Here is a 25070-nt window from a genome sequence, read left to right on the forward strand (position 1 = left end):
CTGAAGATGGTCTTTCAAAGTTTTCTCGCCTCCATATGCATTCTTTATGACCTCGGTATTACGTTGTCATCAATAGAAGGCGAGGCATACTCTGGTGTCCGTTAGGCTCCTCCGGTTCCATGTCTCATGGAGACGCACAGTTCAAGGCATTAGGTTGCTATTCCTTACGACAATAGCAATCGGAGGTCTTTACCAAACGGTTTCTCTCTTCCGTGAACGAAACGCTTTTCCGATGCCTGGCCGGCTTGTGGATGTGGGTGGCTACAAGATGCATATCTACTGCACTGGTCAGGGGTCACCATCCGTCATCCTCGACTCAGGGCTTGGTGATTCGTTCATCTCCTGGCAAAATGTACAACTGCAAATCGCTGGTTTTGTTTGCGTATGCTCTTACGATCGCGCAGGTATGGGCTACAGTGAGGCGAGCCCACCTCCTCGCACAAGCATTGTGTTTGCGAAGGAGCTTCATCAACTGCTCCACAATGCTGGTAACCACTGACAAACTGCACGACGGATTGGCTCACTGCATGGGGGGTCTAAAAGGATTTTTACGCTTGGGGAACAATACGGGAACATCATCGATTGTTTGTTTTCAGTAACTTACAAGGAAAGACTAAAAATGGCCTCGGAGAACTAGTGCGGAACTCCTTGCTAAGCTATTGATTCTAAAGTGGTGGCCAGAGACGGGATCGAACCGCCGACGCCGGCCTTTTCAGGGCCGCGCTCTACCACTGAGCTATCTGGCCTTGGCATGGAACGCCTGTTATCGGGGATCGCCAAGAACCGCCGCGCGCTAGTGCTACATCTGTCGCCCCGGCTTTTCAGGGGAGCCCATCGCCGGCGGGGAGCCAGCAACGCAAACGCATTCTAAGTATAGCAATCCCGAGCCATACCGCCAACTCACCCGTATCGCGCTATCCTTTCTCATCATTCGAACTTCAAGGACGCCCATGCTCCATCGTCTCCAAACCATCACGCCTGCATCATTTCTTCTTTGTTTCGTCACCGCTGCTCACGCGCAAATCGCAGCACCACGGGCCGCATCGGTCATTGCGAAGGGAACCGCCGCGACTCCCACGCCACGCGAACAGCGGGCTATCAAGGCCTTCAACACCGCCAGGCCAAGCCCTCTCCAACTGAATGCCTTCCTCACCCGCATGCCCAAGGGCGCGGACCTGCACATGCACCTCTCGGGAGCGGTCTACGCCGAGACCTTTATTAAGGATGGAGCTGCCGATCTTCTCTGCGTCGACCCCACCACCCACAGCTTCATCAAGCCGTCCGCTACCACCCGCAGCATCCCGCCGCAGCCCGTCTGTGGCGAGGGCAATGTCCGTGCCGAGGACGCCTTCAAAGACCAGAAACTCTACGACGCTCTCGTCGATTCCTTCTCCATGCGCGCCTTCGTGCCCAGCGCGGGCGTCAGCGGGCACGATCAGTTCTTCTCCACCTTCGACCGCTTCCGAAGTCTCAATAAATCCCACACCGGAGAATGGCTCGACGAAGTCGCCACCCGCGCTGCCGCCCAGAACGAGCAATACCTGGAGGTCATGGAGACACCCATCTTCACCGACCTCTCGAAGATCGTCTCGAACATTGATTGGCCCTCCACCCCTGCCGATCCCGCGCAAAACCGCACTGGCGACGCCACCGGCACAAGCCGCGAAGACCTCAGCCATCTCCGCGACACCCTCCTCAACGCGGGCCTCCGCGACGAAGTCGCCGTTGATCGCAAAGAGCTTGATGACGCCCTCGACGCTCGTGACCGCATCGAAAACTGCGGCCAACCCAGCGCCCGATCGGCCTGTTCCGTCAAGGTTCGCTTTCTCTACCAAGTCCTCCGCGCCTTCCCACCACAGCACGTCTTCGCGCAGACCCTGCTGGCCTTTGAGGTCGCCTCGGTGGACCCGCGCGTCGTCGGACTCAACTTCGTCCAGCCCGAAGATGTCTACCTGTCCATGTCCGAATATCACCGCCAGATGTTGATGCTCGACTACCTTCACAGCGTCTACCCCAAGGTCCACATTGCCCTCCACGCCGGCGAGATTGCCCCTGGCCTCGTCCCACCCGACGGTCTTCGCTTTCATATTCGCGAAGCTGTCGACCTTGGCCACGCCGAACGCATCGGCCACGGTGTCGACGTCATGTACGAGAACGAGCCTCAAGCATTGCTGAAAGAATTAGCCGACCGTCACATCATGGTTGAGATCAACCTCACCTCGAACGACGTCATCCTCGGAGTCACCACGCCCTGGCATCCCCTTCCGTCCTATCGCGCCGCCGGCGTTCCCATCGCCCTCTCCACCGACGACGAGGGTGTCTCCCGCATCGATCTCACCAACGAGTACACGCGCGCCGCCATGGAGTTCAACCTCTCCTACCTCGACCTCAAGCAATCCGCCCGCACCAGCCTCGAGCACGACTTCCTTCCCGGCCCCAGCCTCTGGCAGCAGCCCGACGTCTTCAGCAAAACCGTCGCAGCCTGTGCCGGACAGCCTTTAGGAGGCGCAAATCCAACCCCAAACTGCCTGAGCTTTCTTCAGTCCAGCGAAAAAGCGGCTGAACAGTGGGAGCTCGAACACCGCTACGATCTCTTCGAGTCCAATCTACCTTGAGAGATCACAAGAGACAGTGTGATGTTCGACGGATCACAGCAACAGTTGAGTGTGTCGATCCCAATTTCTCCGTATCTTCAGAGGCCGAGCTAAACTCAATCCCAGAGCCAATCCATGAAAAAAATCATTGGTGCCATCCTCCAATTCCTCCTGTTCCTCTTCGCCTTCACCATTGGCAGCTTCGCCCATCCGTTTAATTTGCATTGGGGCCTCACAGTAACCACGCCCACCACTACACGCTACTTTGTCGTAGATGGCCTGATCCTCATTACAGTCCTCTTCGCGCTCATCCTTCTTATTGAGGCTCTTACCAAACACCTTCGCCCGCTCGCCCTCTGGACGACCGTCGCCTTCGTCCTCGCCACAATCGTTGGCTTCGTCATCAAGCTTGGTTTTGTCACCCACGAGATCTACTAGCCATGCCAGCCGATGACTTCCTGAAACTCCTCGACGCCGCCCAACAGCACCTTGACGAAGGCTTTGCCCACCTCCCCGCAAACCCCGCGCCCCCGCTGGACGAATCAGCCTCTGCGATCCTCCATCAGGTAGCCGGCCGCCTGCAGGACAACTACCCCTACGCCCATCCCCTCTACGCCGGCCAGATGCTGAAGCCGCCCCACCCCATCGCTCGCGCCGCCTATGCGCTGGCCATGTCGGTCAACCCCAACAACCACGCCCTCGACGGCGGCCGCGCCAGCTCCGCCATGGAGATCGAAGCCGTTGCCGCTCTCGCAAAGATGTTTCACTGGCCCCAGCATCTCGGTCACCTCTCCAGCGGCGGCACCTTCGCCAACCTCGAAGCCCTCTGGGTCGCCGGCCAACTCGCGCCAGGCAAGGCAATAGCAGCCTCCGACCAGGCGCACTACACGCACAGCCGCATCTCAAGCGTCCTCGGCCTGCCCTTCCTCACCACCCCCTCCGACGAGCGCGGCCGCATGGACCTCCACGCACTCGAGCGTCTCCTCGAAACCCAAAACATAGGCACCGTCGTCGTCACGCTAGGCACCACCGCCATCGGCTCGGTCGATCCACTCGACCAAGTTCTCGCCCTGCAGAAAAAATTCAACTTCCGCATCCACGTCGATGCAGCCTACGGCGGGTACTTCACCCTCGCCTCCAATCTCTCCCCCGAGACCCGCGCCGCCTTCGACGCCATCCCCCACGCCGACTCCATCGTCATCGATCCCCACAAGCACGGCCTCCAACCCTACGGCTGCGGCTCCATCCTCTTCCGCGACCCAGCCGTCGGCCGCTTCTACAAGCACGACTCCCCCTACACCTACTTCTCCTCCAAAGACCTCCACCTCGGCGAGATCTCACTCGAGTGCTCCCGCGCCGGCGCCTCAGCCGTAGCTCTTTGGGCCACCCAGCAGCTCCTCCCCTACACTCCCGGCGGCGCCTTCGCCCAGGGACTCGAAGCCAGTCACACCGCAGCCCTCGAACTCCACCGCCGCCTCACCGAATCCACCCACTTCCACACCCCGTCCAGCCCGCCGCAGCTTGATATCGTCTTCTGGGCCGTCAACGCCCCCACCCCGGAGGCCTCCTCGGCGCTCGCGCAGTCGATCTTCGACGAAGCCGCCAAAAACGATCTCCACCTCGCCCTCGCCAAACTTCCAGTGCGTTTTTTTCCACATAATACCTGGCAAGATACCCCCCCAAATGATACGGAAGACAAAGTCATCTGCCTCCGATCCGTCCTCATGAAACCGGAGCATCTCCTTTGGTTAGACCACTTATGGAAACGCCTTCAGGCCGCAGCCGTCCATCAAGTACCGTCAATACCCCGATAGCATGAGAAAACATAACCAGAGTTCCATCTTTTGGAGGGGGAGCGTTTGGTAGAATCAGCCATAATTTGAAGCACCAACGATCTCTTTCGGATCTCCAGCGCATCTCATCCACCGATAGAGAGTTATGACGGCGCAACCTTGGGCCATCGTCGCGTCGAGATACAAACCGGATGAAAAAGGATCAACCACCGCATGACTCTTCCCTCCGCCAACATCCCTGCTTCGACACCTGATCTCTCCACCCGCACCATCGCCTACTTCTCCATGGAGATAGCTCTCTCTCCGGCCCTGCCCACCTACTCCGGTGGCCTCGGCATGCTCGCCGGCGACACCCTCCGCTCCGCAGCCGACACCGCCGCCCCCATGGTCGCCATCTCGCTCGTCCATCGCCGCGGATACTTCCGCCAGAAGCTCTCCGATATCGGCCAGCAGACCGAAGCCGACGTCCCCTGGTCCCCCGAGACCACTCTCCCCAGCGCCAACCAGATCATCGCCCTCACCATGCAGGGCCGTCAGGTTCTGGTCCGTGCCTGGCGCTTCGATGTCGTCGGCGTCACCGGCCACATCATCCCTGTCTTCCTCCTCGACACCGACGTCGAAGGCAACGACCCCTGGGACCGCCGCCTTACCGACCACCTCTACGGCGGCGACACCTACTACCGTCTCTGTCAGGAGACCGTTCTCGGACTCGCCGGTGTCTCCTTACTCGACGCTCTCGCCTGTAAACCGAAGGTCTATCACATGAACGAGGGCCACGCCGCCCTCCTCGCCATCGGCCTCCTCGAAGACCACCTCGCCGGCACCCCCCTCAAAGACGCGACCGAAGCCGACATCGAGTTCGTCCGTCAGCAGTGCGTCTTCACCACCCACACCCCGGTCCCCGCAGGCCACGATCAGTTCGGTGTCGACCAGATGTACCAGGTTCTCGGCAACGACCGCGCCGCCGCCATCGATCAGTTCGGCTGTCTCCACAACGGCCTCATGAATATGACCTACATCGCCCTGCGCTTCTCGCGCTTCGTCAACGGCGTCGCCATGCAGCACGGCAAGGTCTCCCAGCAGATGTTCCCCGGCTACAAGGTCTACTCCATCACCAACGGCGTTCACGCCGCCACCTGGCTGTCCCCCCAGTTTCAGGAGCTTCTCGACGAAGAGATTCCTCACTGGCGCACCGACAACCACTACCTCCGCTCGGTCTACGGCATCGACCCGGCCCGCATCGCCGCCGCTCACAACAAAGGCAAGCTGCGTCTCTTCAGCGCCATCGCCAAACGCACCGGCCATCACTTCAACCCCAACGTCCTCACCCTCGGCTTCGCCCGCCGCGTCGCCACCTACAAGCGCGCCAGCCTGCTTCTGCACGATCCCAAACGCCTCGTCGAGATCGCAGAAAAGATCGGCGGCCTCCAGATCCTCTACGCCGGCAAGGCCCATCCCGCCGACGTCGCCGGTAAAGGCCTCATCCGCGACGTATTCGCCTCTGCCGCCAAGCTCAACTCCTCGGCCCTCAAGATCTACTACATCGAAAACTACGACTGGGAGCTGGGCGCTCTCCTTACTCAGGGCGTAGACGTCTGGGTCAACACGCCCCGCCGCCCCTACGAGGCCTCAGGCACCTCCGGTATGAAGGCTGCCCTCAACGGCGTCCCCTCGCTCTCCATCCTCGACGGCTGGTGGATCGAAGGCTGTGCCGAGAACACCACCGGCTGGGCTATCGAAGACGGCGAAGACGAAGCTGCCGAAGCAACCAGCCTCTACGAAAAGCTCGAAGAGTCGATCGCTCCCATGTACGCCAATCCTCACGCGTGGGCACATATGCAGCAGCACTGTATCGCCATCAACGGCAGCTTCTTCAACACCCACCGTATGTTGGCGCAGTACTTCGAAAACTCCTACTTCCCACCCACACCGATATCCCCAACCCAGACCAGCTACCTAGAGCACCGTCGCTCCACCGACGCGGTAGTAGCCGAACCCGCCTTGGTCTAGGGCGCCGAAGGCGCGTCAGCATCGATGGCAGATCGCGCCGTGCAGAAGCACGCCGTTGCCTGTCTTGAGCTTTTCAAGCAGTTAACTCAAACCGCTAATCCCCAGCCACAACCTCTGCCACCCGCCTCCGCCCAGCCCGTCGTCCCCGCAACGCCCGGGAGAACCTGCCCCTCACTCGATCAAAGAACAGATAAACCACCGGCGTAGTAAACAGCGTAAGCGCCTGCGACACAATCAGCCCACCCACAATCGTGATCCCCAGCGGCCGCCGCATCTCGCTGCCCGTCCCGCGACCCAGCGCCAACGGCAGCCCACCCAACAGAGCTGCCATCGTCGTCATCATGATCGGCCGAAACCGCAGCATACAAGCCTCGAAGATCGCCTCCTGCGGCGTCTTCCCATGCTGCCTCTCCGCCACCAGCGCAAAGTCGATCATCATAATCGCGTTCTTCTTCACAATCCCGATCAGCAGAATGATCCCGATCATCGCGATCACGCTAAGATCCACCTTGAACAGCAGCAGCGCCACAATCGCGCCCACCCCAGCCGAAGGCAGCGTAGACAGAATCGTCAGCGGATGAATGAAGCTCTCATACAGAATCCCCAACACAAGATAGACCGCGACCAGCGCCAGCAGAATCAACCAGGGCTCGCTCTTCAATGAATCTTTGAATGCCTGCGCCGACCCGGCAAACCCGCCATGAATCACCGAGGGCATTCCGATATCAACGCGAGCCTGCTGAATCGCCTGCGTCGCCTGACTCAGCGAAGCCCCCGGCGCCAGATTAAACGACAACGTAGTAGCCGGCGACTGCCCCTGGTGATTCACCGCCAGCGGAATCCTCTGCGCCTCAAAGTGCGTCACCGCCGACAGCGGCACCATCGCCCCCGTCGTGCTCTTCACGTAGATACTCTTCAGCGCATCCGGATCTTCCTGGAACTGCGGTGCAACCTCCATCACCACGTGATACTGATTCAGCGGCATGTAAGTCGTCGAAACCTGCGTCTGTGCAAACGCATCCGACAGCGTCGAATCGATCGTCAGCGGCGACACCCCCAACCGGCTGGCAGTCGCGCGATCGATCACCAGCTGTCCCCTCAGCCCCAGCTGCTGCTGGTCCGTGGCGACGTCTTTGATCTGCGGCAGTTGATCCATCGCATCCTTCAGCTTCGGACCCCACTCGTTCAACTCCTTCAGATTGTCTCCGGTCAGCGTGTACTGATACTCCGTCGCCGTATTCCGCCCGCCAATCCGCAGATCCTGAAACGCCTGCAAATACATAATCACGCCGGGCAAGTTGCTGACCTTAGGCCGCAACCTGTTCACGATCACCTGCGCCGTGTCTCCCGTCTTCTTGCGCTCCGCATCCGGCTTCAGAGACATGAACATGAAGCCGCCGTTCGAATTTCCTCGCCCACCCGCAAACGCCGTAACATCCTCAACGCCTGGGTCCTGCCCCGCAATCGCCGCCAGCGCCAGCACATTCTTCTTCATCTGCGCGAACGATACATCCTGCTGCCCCTGCACCTGCCCGCCGATACGACCCGCATCCTGCTCCGGAAAGAATCCCTTCGGCACCAGGATGTACAGATAAACATTCAGCACAAACGTCAGCACCGTAATCACCAGCACCAGCCTCTGATGCTTCAACACCCAGCGCAGTCCCAACTCATACTCCGCTGCCAGCCACCCTAGAGCCCGCTCGCCCGAACGGTAGAACCATCCATGCTCCCGCCTGCCATGCGGCTCCAGATACTTCGCGCTCAACATCGGCGTCGTTGTCAGCGACACCACCAGCGACACCATAATCGCCACAGACAGCGTCACCGCAAACTCGCGAAACAGCCGCCCCACAATCCCGCCCATCAGCAGAATCGGAATGAACACCGCAATCAGCGACGTGCTCATCGACACCACCGTAAATCCAATCTCCTTAGACCCCAACATCGCAGCCTGGTACGGCGACATCCCAGCTTCAAGATGCCGGCTGATATTCTCGATCACCACAATCGCATCATCGACCACAAACCCGGTCGAGATCGTCAGCGCCATCAGCGAAAGATTATCCAGCGTATATCCCAACAGGTACATCACGGCGAAGGTCCCCAGCAGACTCAAAGGCACCGCGACCGTCGGAATCAAAGTCGACCGCACCTCCCGCAGGAACAGAAACACCACCAGGATCACCAGCAGAATCGAGATCACCAGCGTTCGCGTTACATCCTTCACCGAAGCACGAATCGTCGTCGTCCGGTCGAGCGCCACATGCACGGAGATCGCCGGTGGAATCGACGCCTCCAGCAGTGGCAGCATCTTCTTCACGTTATCCACGGTCTCGATCACGTTCGCCGTCGAGGTCTTGAACACGATCACAAGAATCGCAGGCTTACCGTTGAACACACCGGTAGCATGAACGTCCTCAACGCTATTGACGACACTCGCTACATCCTGAATCCGCACCACACCATGCGCAGTCCCGGGTCCAGCACCCATCCCGGTACTCGCAACGACAGGCGCAGCGACAACCGCGGTCGAGCCGGTCGCCACGGTCGCATTCGCAGCAGTTCCGCCGCCAGTCGAACCCGCACCCCCACTCACCGCCTGCGGATTACTCGTCAATGCGCTCGCCACCGAAGCGGGCAACCCCGTGCTCGCAGGCGCCGAACTCACCGGCCCGCGATCCGTCGCCACAATCAGCGGAGCATACGCCGCCGCACCAAACAACTGATCCGTAGCACTGACACTCCACCGGCGCGTGTCATCCTGCAGATATCCCTTCGGCTGATTCACATTCACTGTGCCGATCGCCGCCCGCAGCGCCTCCAGCCCTACGCCGTAGTGCGCAAGCTGCATCGGGTTCGCTTCAATCCGCACCGAAGGCTTCGCGCTCCCTCCGCAGAAGGTCTGCCCCACACCCGGTATCTGCGCGATCTTCTGCGCCAGAATGCTGTCGCACGCGTCGTACAACTGCGGCACATTCATCGTGTCAGACGTCAGCGCGATAATCATGATCGGCGAGTCCGCCGGATTCACCTTGTAGTACCCAGGATTACTCGGCAGATTCGCAGGCAGCTGACTCCGCGCCGCATTGATCGCCGCCTGCACATCCCGCGCCGCCCCATTCACATCGCGCGTCAGATCGAACTGCAGCGTAATCCCCACCGTCCCCGTAGAAGAATACGAGGTCATCTCGTTGACGCCGGCAATCTTCGAGAACTGCCGCTCCAGCGGCGTCGCAACCGACGAGGCCATCGTCTCCGGATCGGCCCCCGGCAAACTCGCGCCCACCGAGATCACAGGAAACTCCACCTGCGGCAGACTAGCCACCGGCAGCAGCGTATAGGCCACCGCACCCGCCAGAATCACCGCCAGCGACAACAGAAACGTCGCTACCGGCCGCCGAATAAATGGTGCTGAAAAATGCATAATCCCCTAATCCATCCATTGCGTTGTTTCTAACTGTTGCTTCTAGCCGTTGTTCTAGTCTTTGCTTCTAGGTACGCCAAGGCTTTAGCCTTAGCTCTCTATCTCGTCAGCAAGGAGGGGCTTTAGCCCCTGGGGTATGCCTTCCTGTCCCAGACAAAAATGTTGAATCAGCCGAAGACATTCAATCCCCCGACACTGCGTGCGCGTGCAACTCCACATCCTTCGAACGCCGCGATCTGCGCGCAATCCGGTCGAAGAACAGATAAACCACCGGCGTCGTAAACAGCGTCAACACCTGCGACACAATCAGTCCGCCAACAATCGTGATCCCCAGCGGCCGCCTCAACTCACTACCCGTGCCCGTTCCAAGCGCCAGCGGCAGACCGCCCAGCAGCGCCGCCATCGTCGTCATCATGATCGGCCGAAACCGCAGCAGGCAAGCCTGATAGATCGCCTCCGTCGGCGTCATCCCCTGTTCTCGCTCAGCCTCCAGCGCAAAGTCGATCATCATAATCGCGTTCTTCTTCACAATGCCGATCAGCAGAATAATTCCGATCAGCGCAATCACACTCAGATCCACATGGAACAGAAGCAACGCCAGAATCGCGCCAACGCCAGCCGAAGGCAGCGTCGAAAGAATCGTAATCGGATGGATGTAGCTCTCGTACAAAACACCGAGCACGATATAAACCACGATCAGCGCGGCCAGAATCAAAAGCGGCTCATTCGCAATCGAAGATTCAAAAGCCTTCGCCGAACCCTGGAACTCGCCCTTCACGCTCGGCGGCATATTCAGCTCTGCCTGAGCCTTGTTCACCGCATCCACCGCGTCGCCGATAGACTTGCCCGGAGCCAAATTGAACGAGATCGTCACAGCAGGGAACTGCCCCTGGTGATTGATCACAAGCGCCGTCGGCTTCTCTTCAAAGTGCGTAAACGTCGACAGCGGCACCTGCGTCCCGTTCGAGCTCTTCACATAAATGTTGTCGAGCGCCGCCGGATTCCGCTGATACTTCGGAGCCACCTCCAGCACCACGTGATACTGGTTCTGCTGCGTAAAGATCGTCGAAACCTGCCGCTGCGCAAACGCGTCATCCAGCGTGTCGTCGATATTCAGCGGCGTAATCCCCAGCCGCGAAGCGGTATCACGATCGATCACCAGTTGTGCCTCGAGCCCGCTCATCTGCTCATCGCTCGCCACATCGCTCAGAATCGGAATCTGGTTGAGCTTCGCGACTAGCCTGCCTGTCCACATCGTTAGCTCGTCAACGTTCGCGTCCTCCAGCGAGTATTGATATTGCGTCCGGCTCACACGGTCTTCCACCGTCAGATCCTGCAGCGGCTGCAGGAAGCACTGAATCCCATCCACCGTCGCAACCTTCGGCTCCAGCCGCTGAATCACCTCCAGCGCAGTAGAGCTCCGCTGCTCCCGATCCTTCAAGTTGATCTGAATACGCCCGCTGTTCAACGTCGAGTTCGTCCCATCGATCCCAATGAACGACGAAACGCTCTCAACATCTTTGTCCTGCAGAATGATCCTCGCCAGCGCCTGCTGCCGCGAGCTCATCGCGTTGAAGCTGATCGTCTGCGGAGCCTCAGTAATTCCCAGCAGCACGCCCGTATCCTGCACCGGGAAGAACCCCTTCGGCACAATCAAAAACAGATACACCGTCAACGCAAACGTACCCAGCGTCACCAACAACGTAGCCGTCTGGTGTCGCAGTACAAACCGCACACCCACCGCATACTTAGCAATGACATACTCAAAGAACTCTTCGCTCTTTTTGTAGAACGCATTCTGCTCGCTCTCCGGCGTATGCCGCAGCAGCTTGGCTGACATCATCGGTGTCAACGTCAGCGAAACCAGCGCCGAGACCAAAATTGTAACCGCCAGTGTTACAGCAAACTCGCGGAACAGCCGACCCACAATATCGCCCATGAACAGCAGCGGAATCAGCACCGCAATTAAACTCACCGTCAGTGAAACGATCGTGAACCCAATCTGCTCCGAACCCTTAAGCGCCGCCTCCAGCGGCGAGTCACCCTGCTCCAGAAACCGCGCAATGTTCTCGATCATGACGATCGCGTCATCCACCACAAATCCGGTAGAGATCGTCAACGCCATCAGCGACAGGTTATTCAGGCTGTACCCCAGCAGGTACATCACCCCAAACGTCCCCACAATCGACAGCGGCACCGCAACCGAAGGAATAATCGTCGCAGCAATCGACCGCAGGAACAGGAAAATCACCATCACCACCAGCCCGATGGTCAGCACCAGCGAGAACTGCACATCCTTCACCGAAGCCCGAATCGTATTCGTCCGATCCGTTAGCACCTGCAACTGCACCGTCGCCGGCATCGTCGATCGCAGCTGCGGCAGAATCTTCTGCACCTCATCCACCACGCCGATGATGTTTGCCCCCGGCTGCCGCTGGATGTTCACAATCACCGCCGGCTTCAACACCGCCTCGCGCGCCTGCTGCCCGCCCACACCAGACTGTGCCGCAGTCCCCATCCACGCTGCCTGAAACAGGTTCTCCGCGCTGTCGACCGCATTCGCCACATCCGACAGCCTTACCGGCGACCCATTCCGATAAGCAACAATCACATGGTTATACGCGTCACTCGAAGGTAGCTGATCGTTCGCGCCGATCGTGTACGACTGGCTCGCGCCATTCAGATTTCCCTTCGCCTGATCCACATTCGTCGTTCCGATCGCAGCCCGAATATCCTCAAGGCTCAATCCGTAGTTCGCCAACGCTGTCGGGTTCGCCTGAATCCGCACCGCCGGCTTCTGCCCACCATTAATCGACACCAGCCCCACGCCCGAAAGCTGCGAGATCTTCTGCGCGATCACCGTATCCGCTAGGTCCTCCACCTTCGCCAGCGGCAGCGTGTCGCTAGTCAGCGCCAGCGTCATAATCGGCGCATCCGCAGGATTCACCTTGCTATACACCGGAGGATTCGGCAGATCCTTCGGCAGATAGCTGAACGCCGCATTGATCGCCGCCTGCACATCCTGCTGCGCAATATCAATCGACTCCGCCAGATCGAACTGCAGCGTAATCACACTGCCGCCGCCCGAGCTCGACGAAGTCATCTGGCTCAGCCCCGGTATCTGCCCAAACTGCCGCTCCAGCGGTGCCGTCACCGACGACGCCATCACCTCCGGGCTCGCCCCCGGATAAAACGTCTGCACCTGGATCGTCGGATAGTCCACCTGCGGCAGCGCCGACACCGGCAGCTGCTCATACGCGACAAACCCCGCAAGCAAAATGGCCACCATCAAAAGCGAGGTGGCCACCGGCCGAAGAATAAATGGCTTCGAAGGACTCACGAGGGCTGCCCCGCGTTATTCGTCATCCCCAGCTCAGCGGTCGTTCCATCTCCAGCCTTCGCCGGAACAGTCTTCGGAAACACCTTGCTTCCGTTCTTCAACTTCTCCTGTCCATCCACCACAATCTGGTCTCCCGGCTTCACGCCGCCGCTCAGGATCACCTGCGTCCCCTCGGTCAATTGCACGTTCACCGTCTGCGCCACAACATAAAAGTTCGTCTTGTTCTCCGGCAGCTCAATCGTCGGCCCATCCGCATCCTTCTTCGCCAACGGATCAGCAGGCGGCTGCCCCTGCTTCAACAGATAGACGAAGTTCCCCTGCGTCCCCGTCTGCAGCGCCGAAGCCGGAATCACCACCGCATTCCTCTGCTCCTGCAGGATCAACCGAACATTCACAAACTGATTCGGAAACAGCGCGCCGTCTTTGTTTTCAAAGACAGCCTTAGCCTTCACCGTCCCCGTCGTCGTATCAATCTGGTTATCGACCGTCAGCAGACTCCCGCTCGCCAGGTGTGTCGCAGCGGCCCTGTCATAAGCCTCCACCACCAGCTTGTCGCCCGCGCGCGTCTTCTTCAACACCTGCGGCAGCTGATCCTCCGGCAACGTAAAGATCACAGCGATCGGCTGCAGCTGCGTCACCACCAGCAACCCATTTGTATCCGCCGCATGCACAATATTTCCAGCATCCACCTGCCGCAGCCCAACCACCCCATTGATCGGCGAAAAGATCTTCGTATACCCCAGGTTCACCTTCGCCGCCTCAATCGCCGCGCGGTCCGAGGCAATCGACCCCTCCGCCTGCCCCGCCGTCGAAGCCTGCGCCTGCTGGCTCTCCTTCGAAACCACACCAGCCGACAGCAGCGCCTCATACCGCGCCGCCTCCGCGCGAGCGTTCACCGCATTCGCCTGGTCCTTCACCAACTGCCCCTGCGCCTGCTCCAGCGCCGCCTGGTACGGCTTCGGATCGATCTCCGCCAGCACCTGTCCCTGCCGCACCGCCTGCCCCTCACGCACCGGCACCTGCATCAGCTGCCCATCCACACGCGACTTGATCGTCACCGTGTTGTACGCCGTCACCGTCCCCAGAGCCGTCAAAAAAATCGGCATCGTCTTCTGCTGCACCGCGGAGACCTGTACCGGAGCCGGCCGGTCCGCCTGCGCCGCCATCATCATCTGGACGCCGGTCTGTTGTGCCGTGTTCCGGCGGATCTTCCACACCGCCGCCCCCACCACCGCCAGAATCACCAGCACCACAATCCACTTCCGCGCCGGCGACCCCTTCGGTTCCTCCGGCATCGGCTCTACCTGGCGCGTGTTCCTCTGCGGCTCATCCGCGGCCGCCCCGTCGTGTCGTTCTCTCTCATTTACTTGCGTTGACAGCATGGAGATGGTCTCTGCTCTCTCGGAAAAAATTCACTGCACGAACAAATGGATGACTGTGCCAGATATCTAAGAATAAATGATAATGACCTTGGTCCTCCAGGCACCTTCATCCCGCTGCAGCCAGGCAAAATGACTGTGCAAGGAGATGCACCATACTCCGAATATTGGGTTAGACGTACGAAAGGACACTTTTGCCTCAACAGGCTATTGAAATCGACACCGCAGCGCTCCCCGTCCTCTGCGTCGACCTCGACGGCACCCTCGTCAAGTCCGACACCCTGCACGACTCCGCACTCGCCGTCGCCCGCCACCACCCGCTAGCCCTCCTCAATATCCCCTCCTGGCTCCTCCAGGGCAAAGCCGCCCTCAAACGCCACCTCGCCGCCACCGTCCAGCTCGACGTCGCCCACCTCCCCTACAACCGCGAACTCCTTCAATATCTTCAGCAACAGCACGCCACCGGCCGCCCCATCTACCTCGCCACCGCAGCCGACGCCGACACCGCCCGCCGCGTCGCCGCCCACCTCGGCCTCTTCACCGGCGTCCTCGCCTCCGACGGCCAGCTCAACCTCGCCGGCAAAAACAAGCTCGCCGCCTTCCGCTCCCACTTCGGCGACAACTTCACCTACATCGGCAACGCCCTGCCCGACCTCCCCCTCCTCGAAAGCTGCCGGGAGCCCATGGTCGCCAACCCCACCCCCGCACTCCGCACCGCCCTCCGCAAAGCCGGCGTCACCCCCGCCCGCACCTTCGACGAGACCGTCTCCCCCCTCAAAGCCTGGCCCAAAGCCATCCGCCTCCACCAGTGGGCCAAAAACGTCCTCATCTTCGTGCCTCTGCTCCTCGCCCACGCCTGGGCGCCTGGAATTCTCGTCGCGGCCGCCCTCGCCTTTCTCAGCTTCGGCCTCTGCGCCTCCGCCACCTACATCGTCAACGATCTGCTCGACCTCGAAGCCGACCGCCAGCACCCGCGCAAGCGCCGCCGTCCCTTCGCCTCGGGCGACCTCTCCGCCCTCTCCGGCGTCTTCGTTGTCGTTCTCTTGCTGGCCGTCTCTCTCGTTCTGGCGCTGTCAGTGCCCCGCGTCATCGCCGCCCTGTCGCCTCAACTCGTCTCCCTCATCAAGCCGCATTACTTCCTCGAGTGGCTCGGCATCTACCTCGTCACCACACTCGCCTACTCGCTGCGCTTCAAGCGCTCTGTCCTGGTCGACGTCATCGTCCTCTCCGGCCTCTACACCATTCGCATCATCGCCGGCTCCGCAGCCTCGGGCGTGCCCGTATCCACCTGGCTCGGCAGCTTCAGCATCTTCTTCTTTCTCTCGCTCGCTCTGGTCAAGCGCTTCGCCGAGCTCGAAAACCTCAGTGAGCGCGGCGGCTCCACCGTCGGCGGCCGCGGCTACCACGTCTCCGACATCGAGCAGCTTCGCAGCTTCGGTTCCGCTAGCGGCTTCGCCTCCGTCGTCGTCCTCACCCTCTACATCTCGACCCTCGAAGCGGCCCAGCTCTACCACCACACCCGGCGACTCTGGCTTCTCGTTCCCGTCCTTATCCTTTGGATCATGCGTCTCTGGCTCCAGGCCTCTCGCGGCCAGCTCAACGAAGACCCCGTCGTCTACGCCATCACCGACCGCCGCAGCCTTCTCCTGGGCGTCCTCGTAGCCCTCATCGTCCTCTCCGCCCTCTAGCGCCCAGCCCCAAAGGATCGGGTGCCCCATTCATCGCAGTCTCATCGCGATGAGTGGGAATGTGTACCCTTCCCAGCCTCGCTCTTGCATTTGCTCAGTCAGCTGGTCTTGACTGCTCACAGAAGACGTCATCTCGACCGAAGCAGCTCACAGTCTCATCGTGAGCTGCGCAGCGGAGAGATGCCCGTATTTCGTCTTCGCGCCCCACTCCAACCAGAGTCACTAACTCAAGGCTCCTGATAAACACCTCCTCCACCCCCCAAACGCCCTCAAGTTGCCATTTACGAACTACTTATGCGCGACTCAATAGCATGGGCATAGAAGTCAGAAGGGAGGCATGCAAAATGCCCAATGTGCATGGTATCGAGTTCAATGCAAATCAGTCGGAGCTCGTCAAGGACCTGATTCGTGAACTCCTCAAAGATGGGAGCTGCGCCGTATCGCGCTGCGCAACATGAAGCCGAACGGCGAACTCAGGATGGCGACCACGCCGCCCACTCCGAACCCAAGGCAGGTCGGTGGAGTCTTCCTCAGGATTCGTCCCGGGATTAATCAAGCAACCATCGTCCGTCCGATGAACGCCAAGGCCGGCGATCCGCTCACCAAGTTGGCCAAGCTAACTCAGGCCGAGACGCTCGAGATGATTCGCATCTGGCGGAAAGAGACCAAATCCGGTCCTATCCTGATAAAGTCGGCAGCCCCCGGGGGCAAGGGCATCAATCCTTCAGCCCCCGGCCAGGCCAACCAGCCAGGCGTCTAGTGGACCACCCTAAACGGCCCTGATCGCTCGAGGCAAAGCCAGGCATCAGGGCCATTCTTCACCCTCCCGTCGCGTCGCTCGATCGCAAACACTCACCGATCAGCCTTTCATTTACTCTGAATAGGAAATGTCCGACGAAATCACAGCCTTACAGCACTTCGACGACGCCTCCCTCGACACCGCCTTCGCCACGCTTGCCGACGAGGTCCGCACCGAAACTGCCTCCCTGAACGACCCCGAAGCCTTCCGCCTACACTGGCTAGGCCGCAAGCAGGGCCGCCTCAAGCTCATCAGCGAAGCCTGGCTAAAATCCGCGCCACCCGAAGCCAAAAAGGCCCTCGGCATCCGCTTCAACCAACTCAAGCAGCAGATCGAAGCCGCCCTCGAGGCCCCCGCCGCGTCGAAAGCCGAAGCAGCAGTGCAGGGAATCGACATCACCCTCCCCGGCACCCTCCGCGCCCCCGGCATCCCCCACCCGCTCTTGAAAACCATGCACGAGATCGTCTCCGTCTTCCATCATCTCGGCTACAGCACCAACCTTGGCCCCCAGGTCGAGTCCGACTTCTACAACTTCGAAGCCCTCAACTTCCCCGAAAACCACCCCGCCCGCGACACCCAGGACACCCTGGTCATCGCCAACCAGCACAAGCGCCCAAGCCGCGACCGCCTGCTCATGCGCACCCACACCAGCCCCGTTCAGATCCGCACCATGATCGCGCAGGCACCGCCCATCCGCATCGTCATCCCCGGCAAGGTCCACCGCAACGACGCCGCCGACGCCACCCACTCCCCCATCTTCCATCAGATCGAAGGCCTCTGCGTCGACACCAACATCACCTTCTCGGATCTTAAGGGAACGTTAGACCACGCCATGAAGGCCCTCTTCGGCTCCGACCTCAAAACCCGCTTCTTCCCCTCCTTCTTCCCCTTTACCGAACCGAGCGCCGACGTACAAATCTCCTGCATCTTCTGCGGAGGCAAGGGCTGCCGCAAGTGCAAACACAGCGGTTGGATCGAGCTCCTCGGCTGTGGCATGGTCGACCCCGCCGTCTTCGCCGCAGTCACTGCCGAGCGTCGAAAAATAAACCCCGCGGACGACGCCTATAACCCCCAAAAGATCACCGGCTTCGCCTTCGGCATGGGCGTCGAGCGCATCGCCATGATGCTCCACGGCGTCTCCGACATAGGCCACTTCTACTCCGGCGACATGCGCTTCCTCGAGCAATTCGCCTAACCCAACCCCGAGCAACGCGAGGGCCGGGGGGAGTTTGTATCACCCAAACAAGGTATACAAGTCACGAAGTGACCGCCCTCCGCGCAGGCGGCCCGTCCGGCAGGACAAAAGTTCTTACCCCCGAAAAGCCCGTCGAAACTCCCGAGGAGTCTGCCCCTTCAACCCCTTGAACTGCCGATTGAAGTTAGCCAGATTCCCATACCCCACCTCATCCGCGATCACCGCAATCGGCTTCTCGCTATTCAGCAGCAGCGCACAAGCATGCCCCACCCGCAGATGCGCGACATACATGCCCAACGTCATCCGCGTCTGCCGCTTGAACAGCCGATGCAGCGAGCTCCGACTCAGCGCCCCAACCTTCACCAGCCTCTCCACCACCATCTCATCGCGATAGTGCGCGTGCAGATGCGAGATCACTCTCCCGATCCGCTCCTCGGTAGCCTCCGCAAAGCTCTCGCTCTGATTGGCCTCCGAGGCCAGGGGCTCGCTCCCCGCATCCTCCGCCAGCAGTAAAAGAACATTCAGCAATCCAGTCAGCCGAGGCCCCGCCCTCTGCTCAACCATCGCGCAGATAATCTCCCGAGCCTTTGCCCGCACCGGCTCAGAAAACGTCAGCGCCCGCGATGACCGCTCCAGCAGCCGGCGAATCGCCCTCGGCTCCACATGCGGATCGATCATCCCCTTCACAAACGCATCGCTGAACCAAAGCACCAGCGCCTGATGCTCCCTCTCCTTACACACATCCTCACTCGAGCACCAAGTATGCGGAATCTTCGGCCCAATCAGCACCAGATCCCCATCGTCATACCGCGAGATGTTGTCCCCAATGAACCTTTGCCCGCGACTATTCAGCGTCAGCGTCAGCTCATACTCGCTGTTGTAGTGCCACTCAAACGGAATCGCAGGCAGCCGCCGATCGAACAACACCCACGAAGAGTCCTTCGACGTCTTAATATGCTCTAGAAACGGCTTCATCCCACCCCCAAATCAAAAAAAGTTCGTCATCTCGACCGAAGCGACGGACAGTTTTATCGTCCGTCGCGCAGTGGAGAGACCCCCGTATTTGCTTTTGCCATTGCCATTGCCATTGCCATTGCCATTGTCGTTGCCATTGTCGTTGCTTGTCTCTCCGTCTCAAAGCCGACGCAATTATAGCCACAACACCCGCCCGCGTGAGACTCCAGTACCAGTATTTGGCACCCAAAGCCAACAACTCCCCCTCGCGCCGCTCTAAAGTTCTCTCGTACGCAACCCGCGCAAAGGATCGAAACCCAAATGAAAACCCAAATCGCAGTCCTCGAACACAACGTCGTCGGCAAGCCCGGCGAAAACAGCCTCAACATCGAAGTCGCCCGCCAGCCCCTCCGCGAGATCAAGAAAAAGCTCCCCCTCCGCGTCCTCTCGCAAGCCGACTTCGACCACTGGCAGACCTACGGCTACGTCGTCGTCCGCCAGGCCGTCCCCTCCGCCAACGTCGAGCGCACCCGCAACTTCCTCTGGGAGTTTCAGGAGATGGACCCCAACGACATCTCCACCTGGAACGCCGCCCAGCTCCGTAACCACGCCATGAAGGAGCTCAACAACAGCGGCATGGTCGAGGTCTACAACCACCAGGTCCTCTGGGACAACCGTCAGGAGCCTAGCGTCTACGACGCCTTCGTCGACATCTGGGACGACGAGCGTCTCTGGGTCACCATCGACCGCGCCAACCTCAACACCCCCAACCGCAGCGGCCGCGCCTTCGCCGGCTTCATCCACAACGACGTCGACACCACCCTCGACCCGCTCCCCGTCAACGTTCAGGGCGTCCTCTCGCTCGTCGACACCGACGAATCCACCGGCGGCTTCCAGTGCGTCCCCGAGCTCTTCCGCAACTTCGAAGCCTGGAAGAAGACCCAGCCCGCCGACCGCGACGGCTTCAAGCCCGACATCGCCCCCTACGAACTAACCCCTGTCCCCATGAAGGCCGGCGACCTTCTCATCTTCAACAGCCTGCTCACCCACGGCATCCGCCCCAACACCTCCGAAGACAAAGCCCGCGTCGCCCAGTACATTTCAATGACTCCAGCCGACGGAGGCAACGAGGAGATACGCCAGCGCCGCATCGACTCCTGGCGCGAACGCCGCGCCCCCGAGGGCTTCGCGTTCCCCGGCGACCCCCGCGAGTGGGAGCGCACCAAATACAAGACCGCGGAACTAACCCCCCTGGGCCGCCAACTCCTCGGCCTCGACTCCTGGTAGACGCACCGCATCAACATCCTATAACCGCCGTTCCTGCAGTTGCTGTCGCCTAAACCCAACACAAAACATTGGCTGGGAAAGAACCCTCTTTCTAGCCAGCTCTTGCCGTTGCGGTTGTCGTTGCTGTTGTTTGCAGCTGTCCCTTCTTCCCAAAGCAAAAAACGTCATCTCGACCGAAGCGACGGACAGTCTCACCGTCCGTCGCGCAGTGGATTGCAGCCACATCTCTTAGTTGCAGCGAACCGATTCATGCTGCGGTATCCGTCAAGACCCCCGCATTTGCCGTTGCTTTTTTTGGTCATTCCGCACCCTGAGCGAAGTCGAACGGGGGAGGAAGCTGCGGTTAAAACCTCAACTACTCCGCCCCCAACCCAGCCCGCAAACTCTCGAGATTCTGCGGATGCACCCGAATCACCCCACCCCGCGGACTATCGATATCCGCGATCAAAAAGAACGCCACCGCCACCACCACCGGAAGCACCATAAACAGCCTTGGCTCCATCTGCCGAGCCCCATACCCCAGCAGCCCATTGCAAAAAATTGCAATCGCAAACATCAGGCACCACGCGGCCACCGGAATCCGATTCCACCAGGCCGCCTGTGTGTACCCCTGCGAGTTCAGCACATCGTTCATCCCACCCACCGCCAGCGCAATCACCGGCGAAGGCTGCGCCATCGCAGGCTTCGAAGCCGCCGCCCAAAGCTCCCCCTGCACCCGCGCCGTATCCAAATCGATCTGCCGAAGATCCCCCGGGTCCCGCGTCTTGTAAAACCGAATCCGCAGATCCGTATACTGCCTCAGCAGCGCCCGCACCTCGGCCCTCTCCGCCGCCGGCAGCAGATCCGCCCTCACATACTCGGTCCCAATCGCATTCGCCTCGGCCTCTTCGTAGGTCTTGCGCTGGTCGTAGCGCCCCGTCGCCATCGAAAAGCTGAAACCGATAATCAGCCCCAGCAGCGTCAGCGTCGCCGCCAGCACCACGCCAAAGTCGGTTCGCAGCTCGTCCGTCAGATCACGCCGCCGCTGGCTGATCCATCCACCCATCCACGCCGCGAACCATAAAAGAACAAATGCAGTTACAAATACCAACCAGGGATAGTCCAAAGGATTCCTCACGCGCCGCTCTCCAAGATCCGCAGCCTAGCTCCGGCTCTTCATCGCCGCACCAAAGAAACCAAACAGCAGATGCAGCACCGCCAGCGCCAGCGCCCCAAGAAACGCCGCCTTGAACGTCGTCACCGCAAACCCCGGTACAAACTTGCTCGAGAACCACAGAATCACTGCATTCACGACGAGAAAAAATATCCCGAACGTAAGAATGCTCAGCGGCAGCGTAATGATCTTCAGTAGCAACCCGATCGTCGCGTTGAACAACCCAATCACCACCACCGCAATCAGCGCCGACATGAAGTTATTCACGTCGAAACCCTGAACAAAGTGCGCCACCACCAGCAGCGCCACGGCACTCAAAACCCAATGTAGAAGCAAGCGAAGCATCGTCTATCCTCGTCCAAAGAAATGTTCAAAAAATGTTCAGAAAAACGTCCAGCGAAGATTTGATACCGGAGTAGCGACCAGCATATCCGACGCCACCCACCCACGCCACAAATTCCTCAATCGAAAACTGAATTACTTCGCCACTTCGTGGTCATAGCTGATCACCCGCGAGACCTTCCACGCCCCATCCTTGTACTGCCACAGGAGAATGAACTTCGCCTCTCCCACCACATCATGATCCTGCGTCCCGGGATGGTAAAACCGATGTACTCCAATCTCCACCGCGCCATACCCATGCAACGGATACACCTCGAGCGATCCCTCCACCAGCTTCCGCGTCACCTTCCCGCAGATATTATTTTTGATCGCCTCCAGAAACACCTGCTTCCCCACCGCAAGCCCCGTCTTGTCGTGATAAAACTCCAGATCATCCACCACCAGCGTGCTCAGCTTGTCGAGGTTGCATGTGTTGTAAGCGTCGAACAGCTCTTTATCCAGCGTCGCAATCGCCGTCGTCAACTCCTGCTGACTCTTGATATCCGCCAAAGCCGGAACCGCCTGCCCCCACCCGCGAGCCCCCACTCCGCACAACACAATCGCCAACACGAAAGCCGATAGCTTCTTCATAGCCGTTCTCCTCGACTGGAATCGAAACACCACCCAGTACGCAACAACGAGGCAGAATGTTCGCGTCCTACGAGTGAGAGCGCAAAGAAACAAAACCGTTATCCAAGTCAACTGCGGAATCACCGCCCCGCCGGCGTCACCCCAATCGTCTTCATCCACTCATCCACCAGGTCCGGCCACCCCGTTACCGGAAGCTTCGTCCGCCGCAGCCCATACCCATGCCCGCCCTCGGCATACACATGCAACTCCGCCGGAACACCCGCGCCCTTCAGCGCCAGAAAGTACTCCACCGCATTCTCCACATGCACCGTATCATCCTCCGCCTGCACCAGAAACGTCGCCGGCGTGTCCCTGGTCACCGGAATATCCGCGCTGAACTTCATCCCATTCTCCGGGTCCGCCAGATACCCCGGATACACCACCACCGCAAAGTCCGGCCTGCAGCTCCTCTCATCCGCCGCATCCACCCTGGCGTACAGCCTCGTCCCATAGTGCGTACTCACCGACGCCGCCAGATGCGCACCCGCCGAAAACCCCAGCACCCCAATCTTCTTCGCATCCACCTTCCACTCCGCCGCATGCTCCCGCACCAACCCCACCGCCCTCTGCGCATCCTCCAGCGCCTCGTCCGACTTCGGATAAGGCCCCGTCTCCGGCACCCGATACTTCAGCAGAAAGCAAGCCACGCCCCGCGAGTTCAGCCACTCGCACACCTCGGTCCCCTCCAGATCCATTGCCAGAATCTTGTACGCGCCCCCCGGAAACACCACGACCCCAGCCCCATTGCCCGCGCCCTTCGGCTCATACACCGTCAGCGAAGGTACCGACACATTCCCCACCCGCGCCACCCATCTTCCCGCCATCTGCGGACTAGCCGCCGTCGAGGTCTCCGCCTCCGGCCCCGTCGTCGTATTCGGCCCAGGCGCCCCCTGCGGCCAAAGCGTCACCACCGCATGCTCAGCCCCCGCAGGCCAACTCGTAGACTGCGCCCACCCCACCTCACAACCCACCACCAACAAAAATCCCGCCAGCACTCGCCGCATCCGAAGAATCCTCCCAAGTCACCCAGTCATCATCGCTGGCAGCTTTGCCATAAGCAAGCCGTCGGGCGCACCCAGGATTTGGCTCAGTTTTTCCCTTAAGCAGAAGTTGTCGGCGGAGTCCGCTTCTTAAACCTAAACGCCCTCAACGCCTTGAACGCGCGCTTCACGCCCGACCGAAACTCATCGGGATTCATCTTCTCCGGTCTTACAGGCTCTTGCGGAACCACCGGTCCACCATCAGCCCCTCCCGGCTCCGGAGGCTTCTCCTTCCGCTCTCTCATCCGCGAATCCAGGCTTCCCGCCAGCACAACCAGCGACCCCATCAGCGCGAACCCCGACTTGAAATCGATCCACGCCATCTCAGTCCGCCGTCCTTATTACCGCCGCGCTCCCAAGAATCCATACCGCAATCCCGTAGTACCAGCTGTGCCTCTGAACCAGGCCGTCGGGAATCACCGCCTTCGTCGCCTCGCTATGGAGCATCGTGCTGATCACCCCAAACTCGAACGAAACCATGACGATGTATGCGATCACAAACCCAACCGACAATATGTCCCAGATCGTCTTCTTGCGGATCATCACGTATCGTCCCAGACTGTCTCCAACCAGTGCCACACAGATCAGGAAAACATCTCCTCGTTCGATCGCCTCTTTGAACCCGCGGGCCGTTTTGCTTAGATCATCCCCCGTCAGGGCAAAGACAAGCGGAATCATCGCAAACGCAAAACCAAAGATCCCCCACACCAGCAGTCCCTTCCACGGCAGTGTGCTCAGCGTGAGCGTCCTCATGCACGTTATTGTGCTCCGAATTGTCGCCAGAAAATAAGTTTTTTTGGTTCCTCTCCATCGCAGGACAATCTCAGTCTGCACAGGTTTGCGTCTTACCTGCCTTACCGAACCCATCCCCGACAGCCGCAACATTTAGACTAAAACCGTCCAACATGAAACTCCCGAATCTCGAATATGTGCGGTACGGCCCGCGGTTACAACGTAGACGCGCTCCTTCCTCCTATCACGGGATGTCTCTCCAGTCCGCAGGAGGCAAGCGATGAGAACAAGGCATTTTCGAGATCTTCTGGTATGGCAGAAGGCGATGTTTTTGACCAAAGAGGTTTATCGGTACACAGCAACTCTGCCAAAAAGTGAAATCTTCGGCCTGCAAAGCCAGATGAGGCGCGCCGCCGTCTCGATTCCCAGTAACATTGCAGAAGGACATGGCAGACTCAGCGACCATCTACTCAGAGTCTTTCTCGCACAGGCCCGAGGCTCGCTCTACGAACTCGAAACACAAATTCAACTTTGCCACGATCTGGATTTCATTCCGCCGGACGCGGTAAAAGATCTCTTCGAACTTTGCAACGAAGTAGCCAGAATGATCAACGGCCTACTCAAAACCCTAAAGCCCAAGGACATCAAACAACACGCCAGCTAGCTGA

The 25070-nt window shown here is 59.8% G+C and carries 19 protein-coding genes and 1 tRNA gene; 9 read left to right on the forward strand and 11 right to left on the reverse strand.

All coding sequences use genetic code 11. The features are described 5' to 3' along the window. Window positions 1–671 precede the first annotated feature (671 nt). A tRNA-Phe gene (locus HDF09_RS13675) sits at window positions 672–746 on the reverse strand. Window positions 747–950: 204 nt separating this feature from the next. On the opposite strand from HDF09_RS13675, the gene HDF09_RS13680 reads away from it, so the two are divergent. From HDF09_RS13680 to glgP, 4 genes are all read left to right on the forward strand, one after another. Then, window positions 951–2615, forward strand: a complete 1665-nt coding sequence (locus HDF09_RS13680; protein ID WP_183767258.1) for an adenosine deaminase family protein — start codon at window positions 951–953, stop codon at window positions 2613–2615. Window positions 2616–2729: 114 nt separating this feature from the next. Continuing rightward, on the forward strand, window positions 2730–3032 hold the full coding sequence (locus tag HDF09_RS13685; protein WP_183767260.1) for a hypothetical protein: 303 nt from the start codon (window positions 2730–2732) through the stop codon (window positions 3030–3032). 2 nt (window positions 3033–3034) lie between these two features. Further along, the gene (locus HDF09_RS13690; RefSeq protein WP_183767262.1) at window positions 3035–4408 is read left to right on the forward strand and encodes a pyridoxal phosphate-dependent decarboxylase family protein; all 1374 of its coding nucleotides are present in this window, start codon (window positions 3035–3037) and stop codon (window positions 4406–4408) included. A gap of 192 nt (window positions 4409–4600) precedes the next feature. Continuing rightward, window positions 4601–6397: an alpha-glucan family phosphorylase gene (gene glgP, locus HDF09_RS13695; protein WP_183767263.1), complete on the forward strand. Its 1797-nt coding sequence runs from the start codon at window positions 4601–4603 to the stop codon at window positions 6395–6397. Window positions 6398–6491: 94 nt separating this feature from the next. Here the strand turns inward: glgP and HDF09_RS13700 are convergent, their stop codons facing one another. The 3 genes from HDF09_RS13700 to HDF09_RS13710 all read right to left on the reverse strand — a co-directional run bounded on the left by HDF09_RS13700 (window position 6492) and on the right by HDF09_RS13710 (window position 14546). After that, on the reverse strand, window positions 6492–9824 hold the full coding sequence (locus HDF09_RS13700; RefSeq protein WP_183767264.1) for an efflux RND transporter permease subunit: 3333 nt from the start codon (window positions 9822–9824) through the stop codon (window positions 6492–6494). Between the two features lie 181 nt (window positions 9825–10005). Continuing rightward, the gene (locus HDF09_RS13705; RefSeq protein WP_183767265.1) at window positions 10006–13164 is read right to left on the reverse strand and encodes a multidrug efflux RND transporter permease subunit; all 3159 of its coding nucleotides are present in this window, start codon (window positions 13162–13164) and stop codon (window positions 10006–10008) included. Next, complete coding sequence (locus HDF09_RS13710) at window positions 13161–14546, reverse strand: efflux RND transporter periplasmic adaptor subunit (RefSeq protein ID WP_183767267.1); 1386 nt, start codon at window positions 14544–14546, stop codon at window positions 13161–13163. The genes HDF09_RS13705 and HDF09_RS13710 overlap by 4 nt, the downstream gene beginning before the upstream one ends. Before the next feature lie 191 nt (window positions 14547–14737). Between HDF09_RS13710 and HDF09_RS13715 the strand changes: the two genes are divergently transcribed. The 3 genes from HDF09_RS13715 (at window position 14738) to pheS (ending at window position 18225) form a co-directional block, all read left to right on the forward strand. Beyond that, window positions 14738–16231 (forward strand): UbiA family prenyltransferase, encoded by a 1494-nt coding sequence (locus tag HDF09_RS13715; RefSeq protein WP_183767269.1) that lies wholly within the window; start codon window positions 14738–14740, stop codon window positions 16229–16231. Window positions 16232–16709: 478 nt separating this feature from the next. Continuing rightward, entirely contained in the window at window positions 16710–16991 is a 282-nt protein-coding gene (locus tag HDF09_RS20840; RefSeq protein WP_260181314.1) for a hypothetical protein, read from the forward strand. A gap of 127 nt (window positions 16992–17118) precedes the next feature. Beyond that, complete coding sequence (pheS, locus tag HDF09_RS13725) at window positions 17119–18225, forward strand: phenylalanine--tRNA ligase subunit alpha (RefSeq protein ID WP_183767271.1); 1107 nt, start codon at window positions 17119–17121, stop codon at window positions 18223–18225. Between the two features lie 114 nt (window positions 18226–18339). On the opposite strand, the gene HDF09_RS13730 is transcribed toward pheS, so the two are convergent. Continuing rightward, window positions 18340–19200 (reverse strand): helix-turn-helix domain-containing protein, encoded by an 861-nt coding sequence (locus tag HDF09_RS13730; RefSeq protein WP_183767273.1) that lies wholly within the window; start codon window positions 19198–19200, stop codon window positions 18340–18342. Window positions 19201–19500: 300 nt separating this feature from the next. On the opposite strand from HDF09_RS13730, the gene HDF09_RS13735 reads away from it, so the two are divergent. Next, window positions 19501–20466: a phytanoyl-CoA dioxygenase family protein gene (locus HDF09_RS13735; RefSeq protein WP_183767275.1), complete on the forward strand. Its 966-nt coding sequence runs from the start codon at window positions 19501–19503 to the stop codon at window positions 20464–20466. A gap of 355 nt (window positions 20467–20821) precedes the next feature. Here the strand turns inward: HDF09_RS13735 and HDF09_RS13740 are convergent, their stop codons facing one another. The 6 genes from HDF09_RS13740 to HDF09_RS13765 all read right to left on the reverse strand — a co-directional run bounded on the left by HDF09_RS13740 (window position 20822) and on the right by HDF09_RS13765 (window position 24423). After that, entirely contained in the window at window positions 20822–21583 is a 762-nt protein-coding gene (locus tag HDF09_RS13740; RefSeq protein WP_183767277.1) for a bestrophin-like domain, read from the reverse strand. A 24-nt stretch (window positions 21584–21607) separates the two neighbouring features. Next, window positions 21608–21964 (reverse strand): phage holin family protein, encoded by a 357-nt coding sequence (locus HDF09_RS13745; protein ID WP_183767279.1) that lies wholly within the window; start codon window positions 21962–21964, stop codon window positions 21608–21610. A 132-nt stretch (window positions 21965–22096) separates the two neighbouring features. Then, entirely contained in the window at window positions 22097–22591 is a 495-nt protein-coding gene (locus HDF09_RS13750) for a nuclear transport factor 2 family protein (RefSeq protein ID WP_183767281.1), read from the reverse strand. Window positions 22592–22710: 119 nt separating this feature from the next. Continuing rightward, a complete protein-coding gene (locus HDF09_RS13755; protein WP_183767283.1) occupies window positions 22711–23634 on the reverse strand; it encodes an alpha/beta hydrolase in 924 nt (307 codons plus the stop codon). Window positions 23635–23729: 95 nt separating this feature from the next. Then, window positions 23730–23993, reverse strand: coding sequence for a hypothetical protein (locus HDF09_RS13760; RefSeq protein ID WP_183767285.1), 264 nt, complete (start codon window positions 23991–23993; stop codon window positions 23730–23732). Between the two features lies 1 nt (window position 23994). Beyond that, window positions 23995–24423, reverse strand: a complete 429-nt coding sequence (locus tag HDF09_RS13765) for a hypothetical protein (protein WP_183767287.1) — start codon at window positions 24421–24423, stop codon at window positions 23995–23997. Window positions 24424–24682: 259 nt separating this feature from the next. On the opposite strand from HDF09_RS13765, the gene HDF09_RS13770 reads away from it, so the two are divergent. Then, entirely contained in the window at window positions 24683–25066 is a 384-nt protein-coding gene (locus HDF09_RS13770; protein ID WP_183767289.1) for a four helix bundle protein, read from the forward strand. The last annotated feature ends 4 nt before the right edge of the window (window positions 25067–25070 follow it).

It is taken from the genome of Edaphobacter lichenicola (assembly GCF_014201315.1).
GTDB lineage: Bacteria > Acidobacteriota > Terriglobia > Terriglobales > Acidobacteriaceae > Edaphobacter > Edaphobacter lichenicola_B.

What these genes read in the sequence shown, in the direction of transcription:
- HDF09_RS13690 (WP_183767262.1), top strand. Translation starts at nt 3,035, where the DNA reads ATGCCAGCCGATGACTTCCTGAAACTCCTCGACGCCGCCCAACAGCAC.
- HDF09_RS13755 (WP_183767283.1), bottom strand. Translation starts at nt 23,634, where the DNA reads ATGCGGCGAGTGCTGGCGGGATTTTTGTTGGTGGTGGGTTGTGAGGTG.
- HDF09_RS13745 (WP_183767279.1), bottom strand. Translation starts at nt 21,964, where the DNA reads ATGCTTCGCTTGCTTCTACATTGGGTTTTGAGTGCCGTGGCGCTGCTG.
- HDF09_RS13685 (WP_183767260.1), top strand. Translation starts at nt 2,730, where the DNA reads ATGAAAAAAATCATTGGTGCCATCCTCCAATTCCTCCTGTTCCTCTTC.
- HDF09_RS13760 (WP_183767285.1), bottom strand. Translation starts at nt 23,993, where the DNA reads ATGGCGTGGATCGATTTCAAGTCGGGGTTCGCGCTGATGGGGTCGCTG.
- pheS (WP_183767271.1), top strand. Translation starts at nt 17,119, where the DNA reads ATGTCCGACGAAATCACAGCCTTACAGCACTTCGACGACGCCTCCCTC.
- glgP (WP_183767263.1), top strand. Translation starts at nt 4,601, where the DNA reads ATGACTCTTCCCTCCGCCAACATCCCTGCTTCGACACCTGATCTCTCC.
- HDF09_RS13735 (WP_183767275.1), top strand. Translation starts at nt 19,501, where the DNA reads ATGAAAACCCAAATCGCAGTCCTCGAACACAACGTCGTCGGCAAGCCC.
- HDF09_RS13700 (WP_183767264.1), bottom strand. Translation starts at nt 9,824, where the DNA reads ATGCATTTTTCAGCACCATTTATTCGGCGGCCGGTAGCGACGTTTCTG.
- HDF09_RS13730 (WP_183767273.1), bottom strand. Translation starts at nt 19,200, where the DNA reads ATGAAGCCGTTTCTAGAGCATATTAAGACGTCGAAGGACTCTTCGTGG.
- HDF09_RS13765 (WP_183767287.1), bottom strand. Translation starts at nt 24,423, where the DNA reads ATGAGGACGCTCACGCTGAGCACACTGCCGTGGAAGGGACTGCTGGTG.
- HDF09_RS20840 (WP_260181314.1), top strand. Translation starts at nt 16,710, where the DNA reads ATGGCGACCACGCCGCCCACTCCGAACCCAAGGCAGGTCGGTGGAGTC.
- HDF09_RS13710 (WP_183767267.1), bottom strand. Translation starts at nt 14,546, where the DNA reads ATGCTGTCAACGCAAGTAAATGAGAGAGAACGACACGACGGGGCGGCC.
- HDF09_RS13770 (WP_183767289.1), top strand. Translation starts at nt 24,683, where the DNA reads ATGAGAACAAGGCATTTTCGAGATCTTCTGGTATGGCAGAAGGCGATG.
- HDF09_RS13750 (WP_183767281.1), bottom strand. Translation starts at nt 22,591, where the DNA reads ATGAAGAAGCTATCGGCTTTCGTGTTGGCGATTGTGTTGTGCGGAGTG.
- HDF09_RS13680 (WP_183767258.1), top strand. Translation starts at nt 951, where the DNA reads ATGCTCCATCGTCTCCAAACCATCACGCCTGCATCATTTCTTCTTTGT.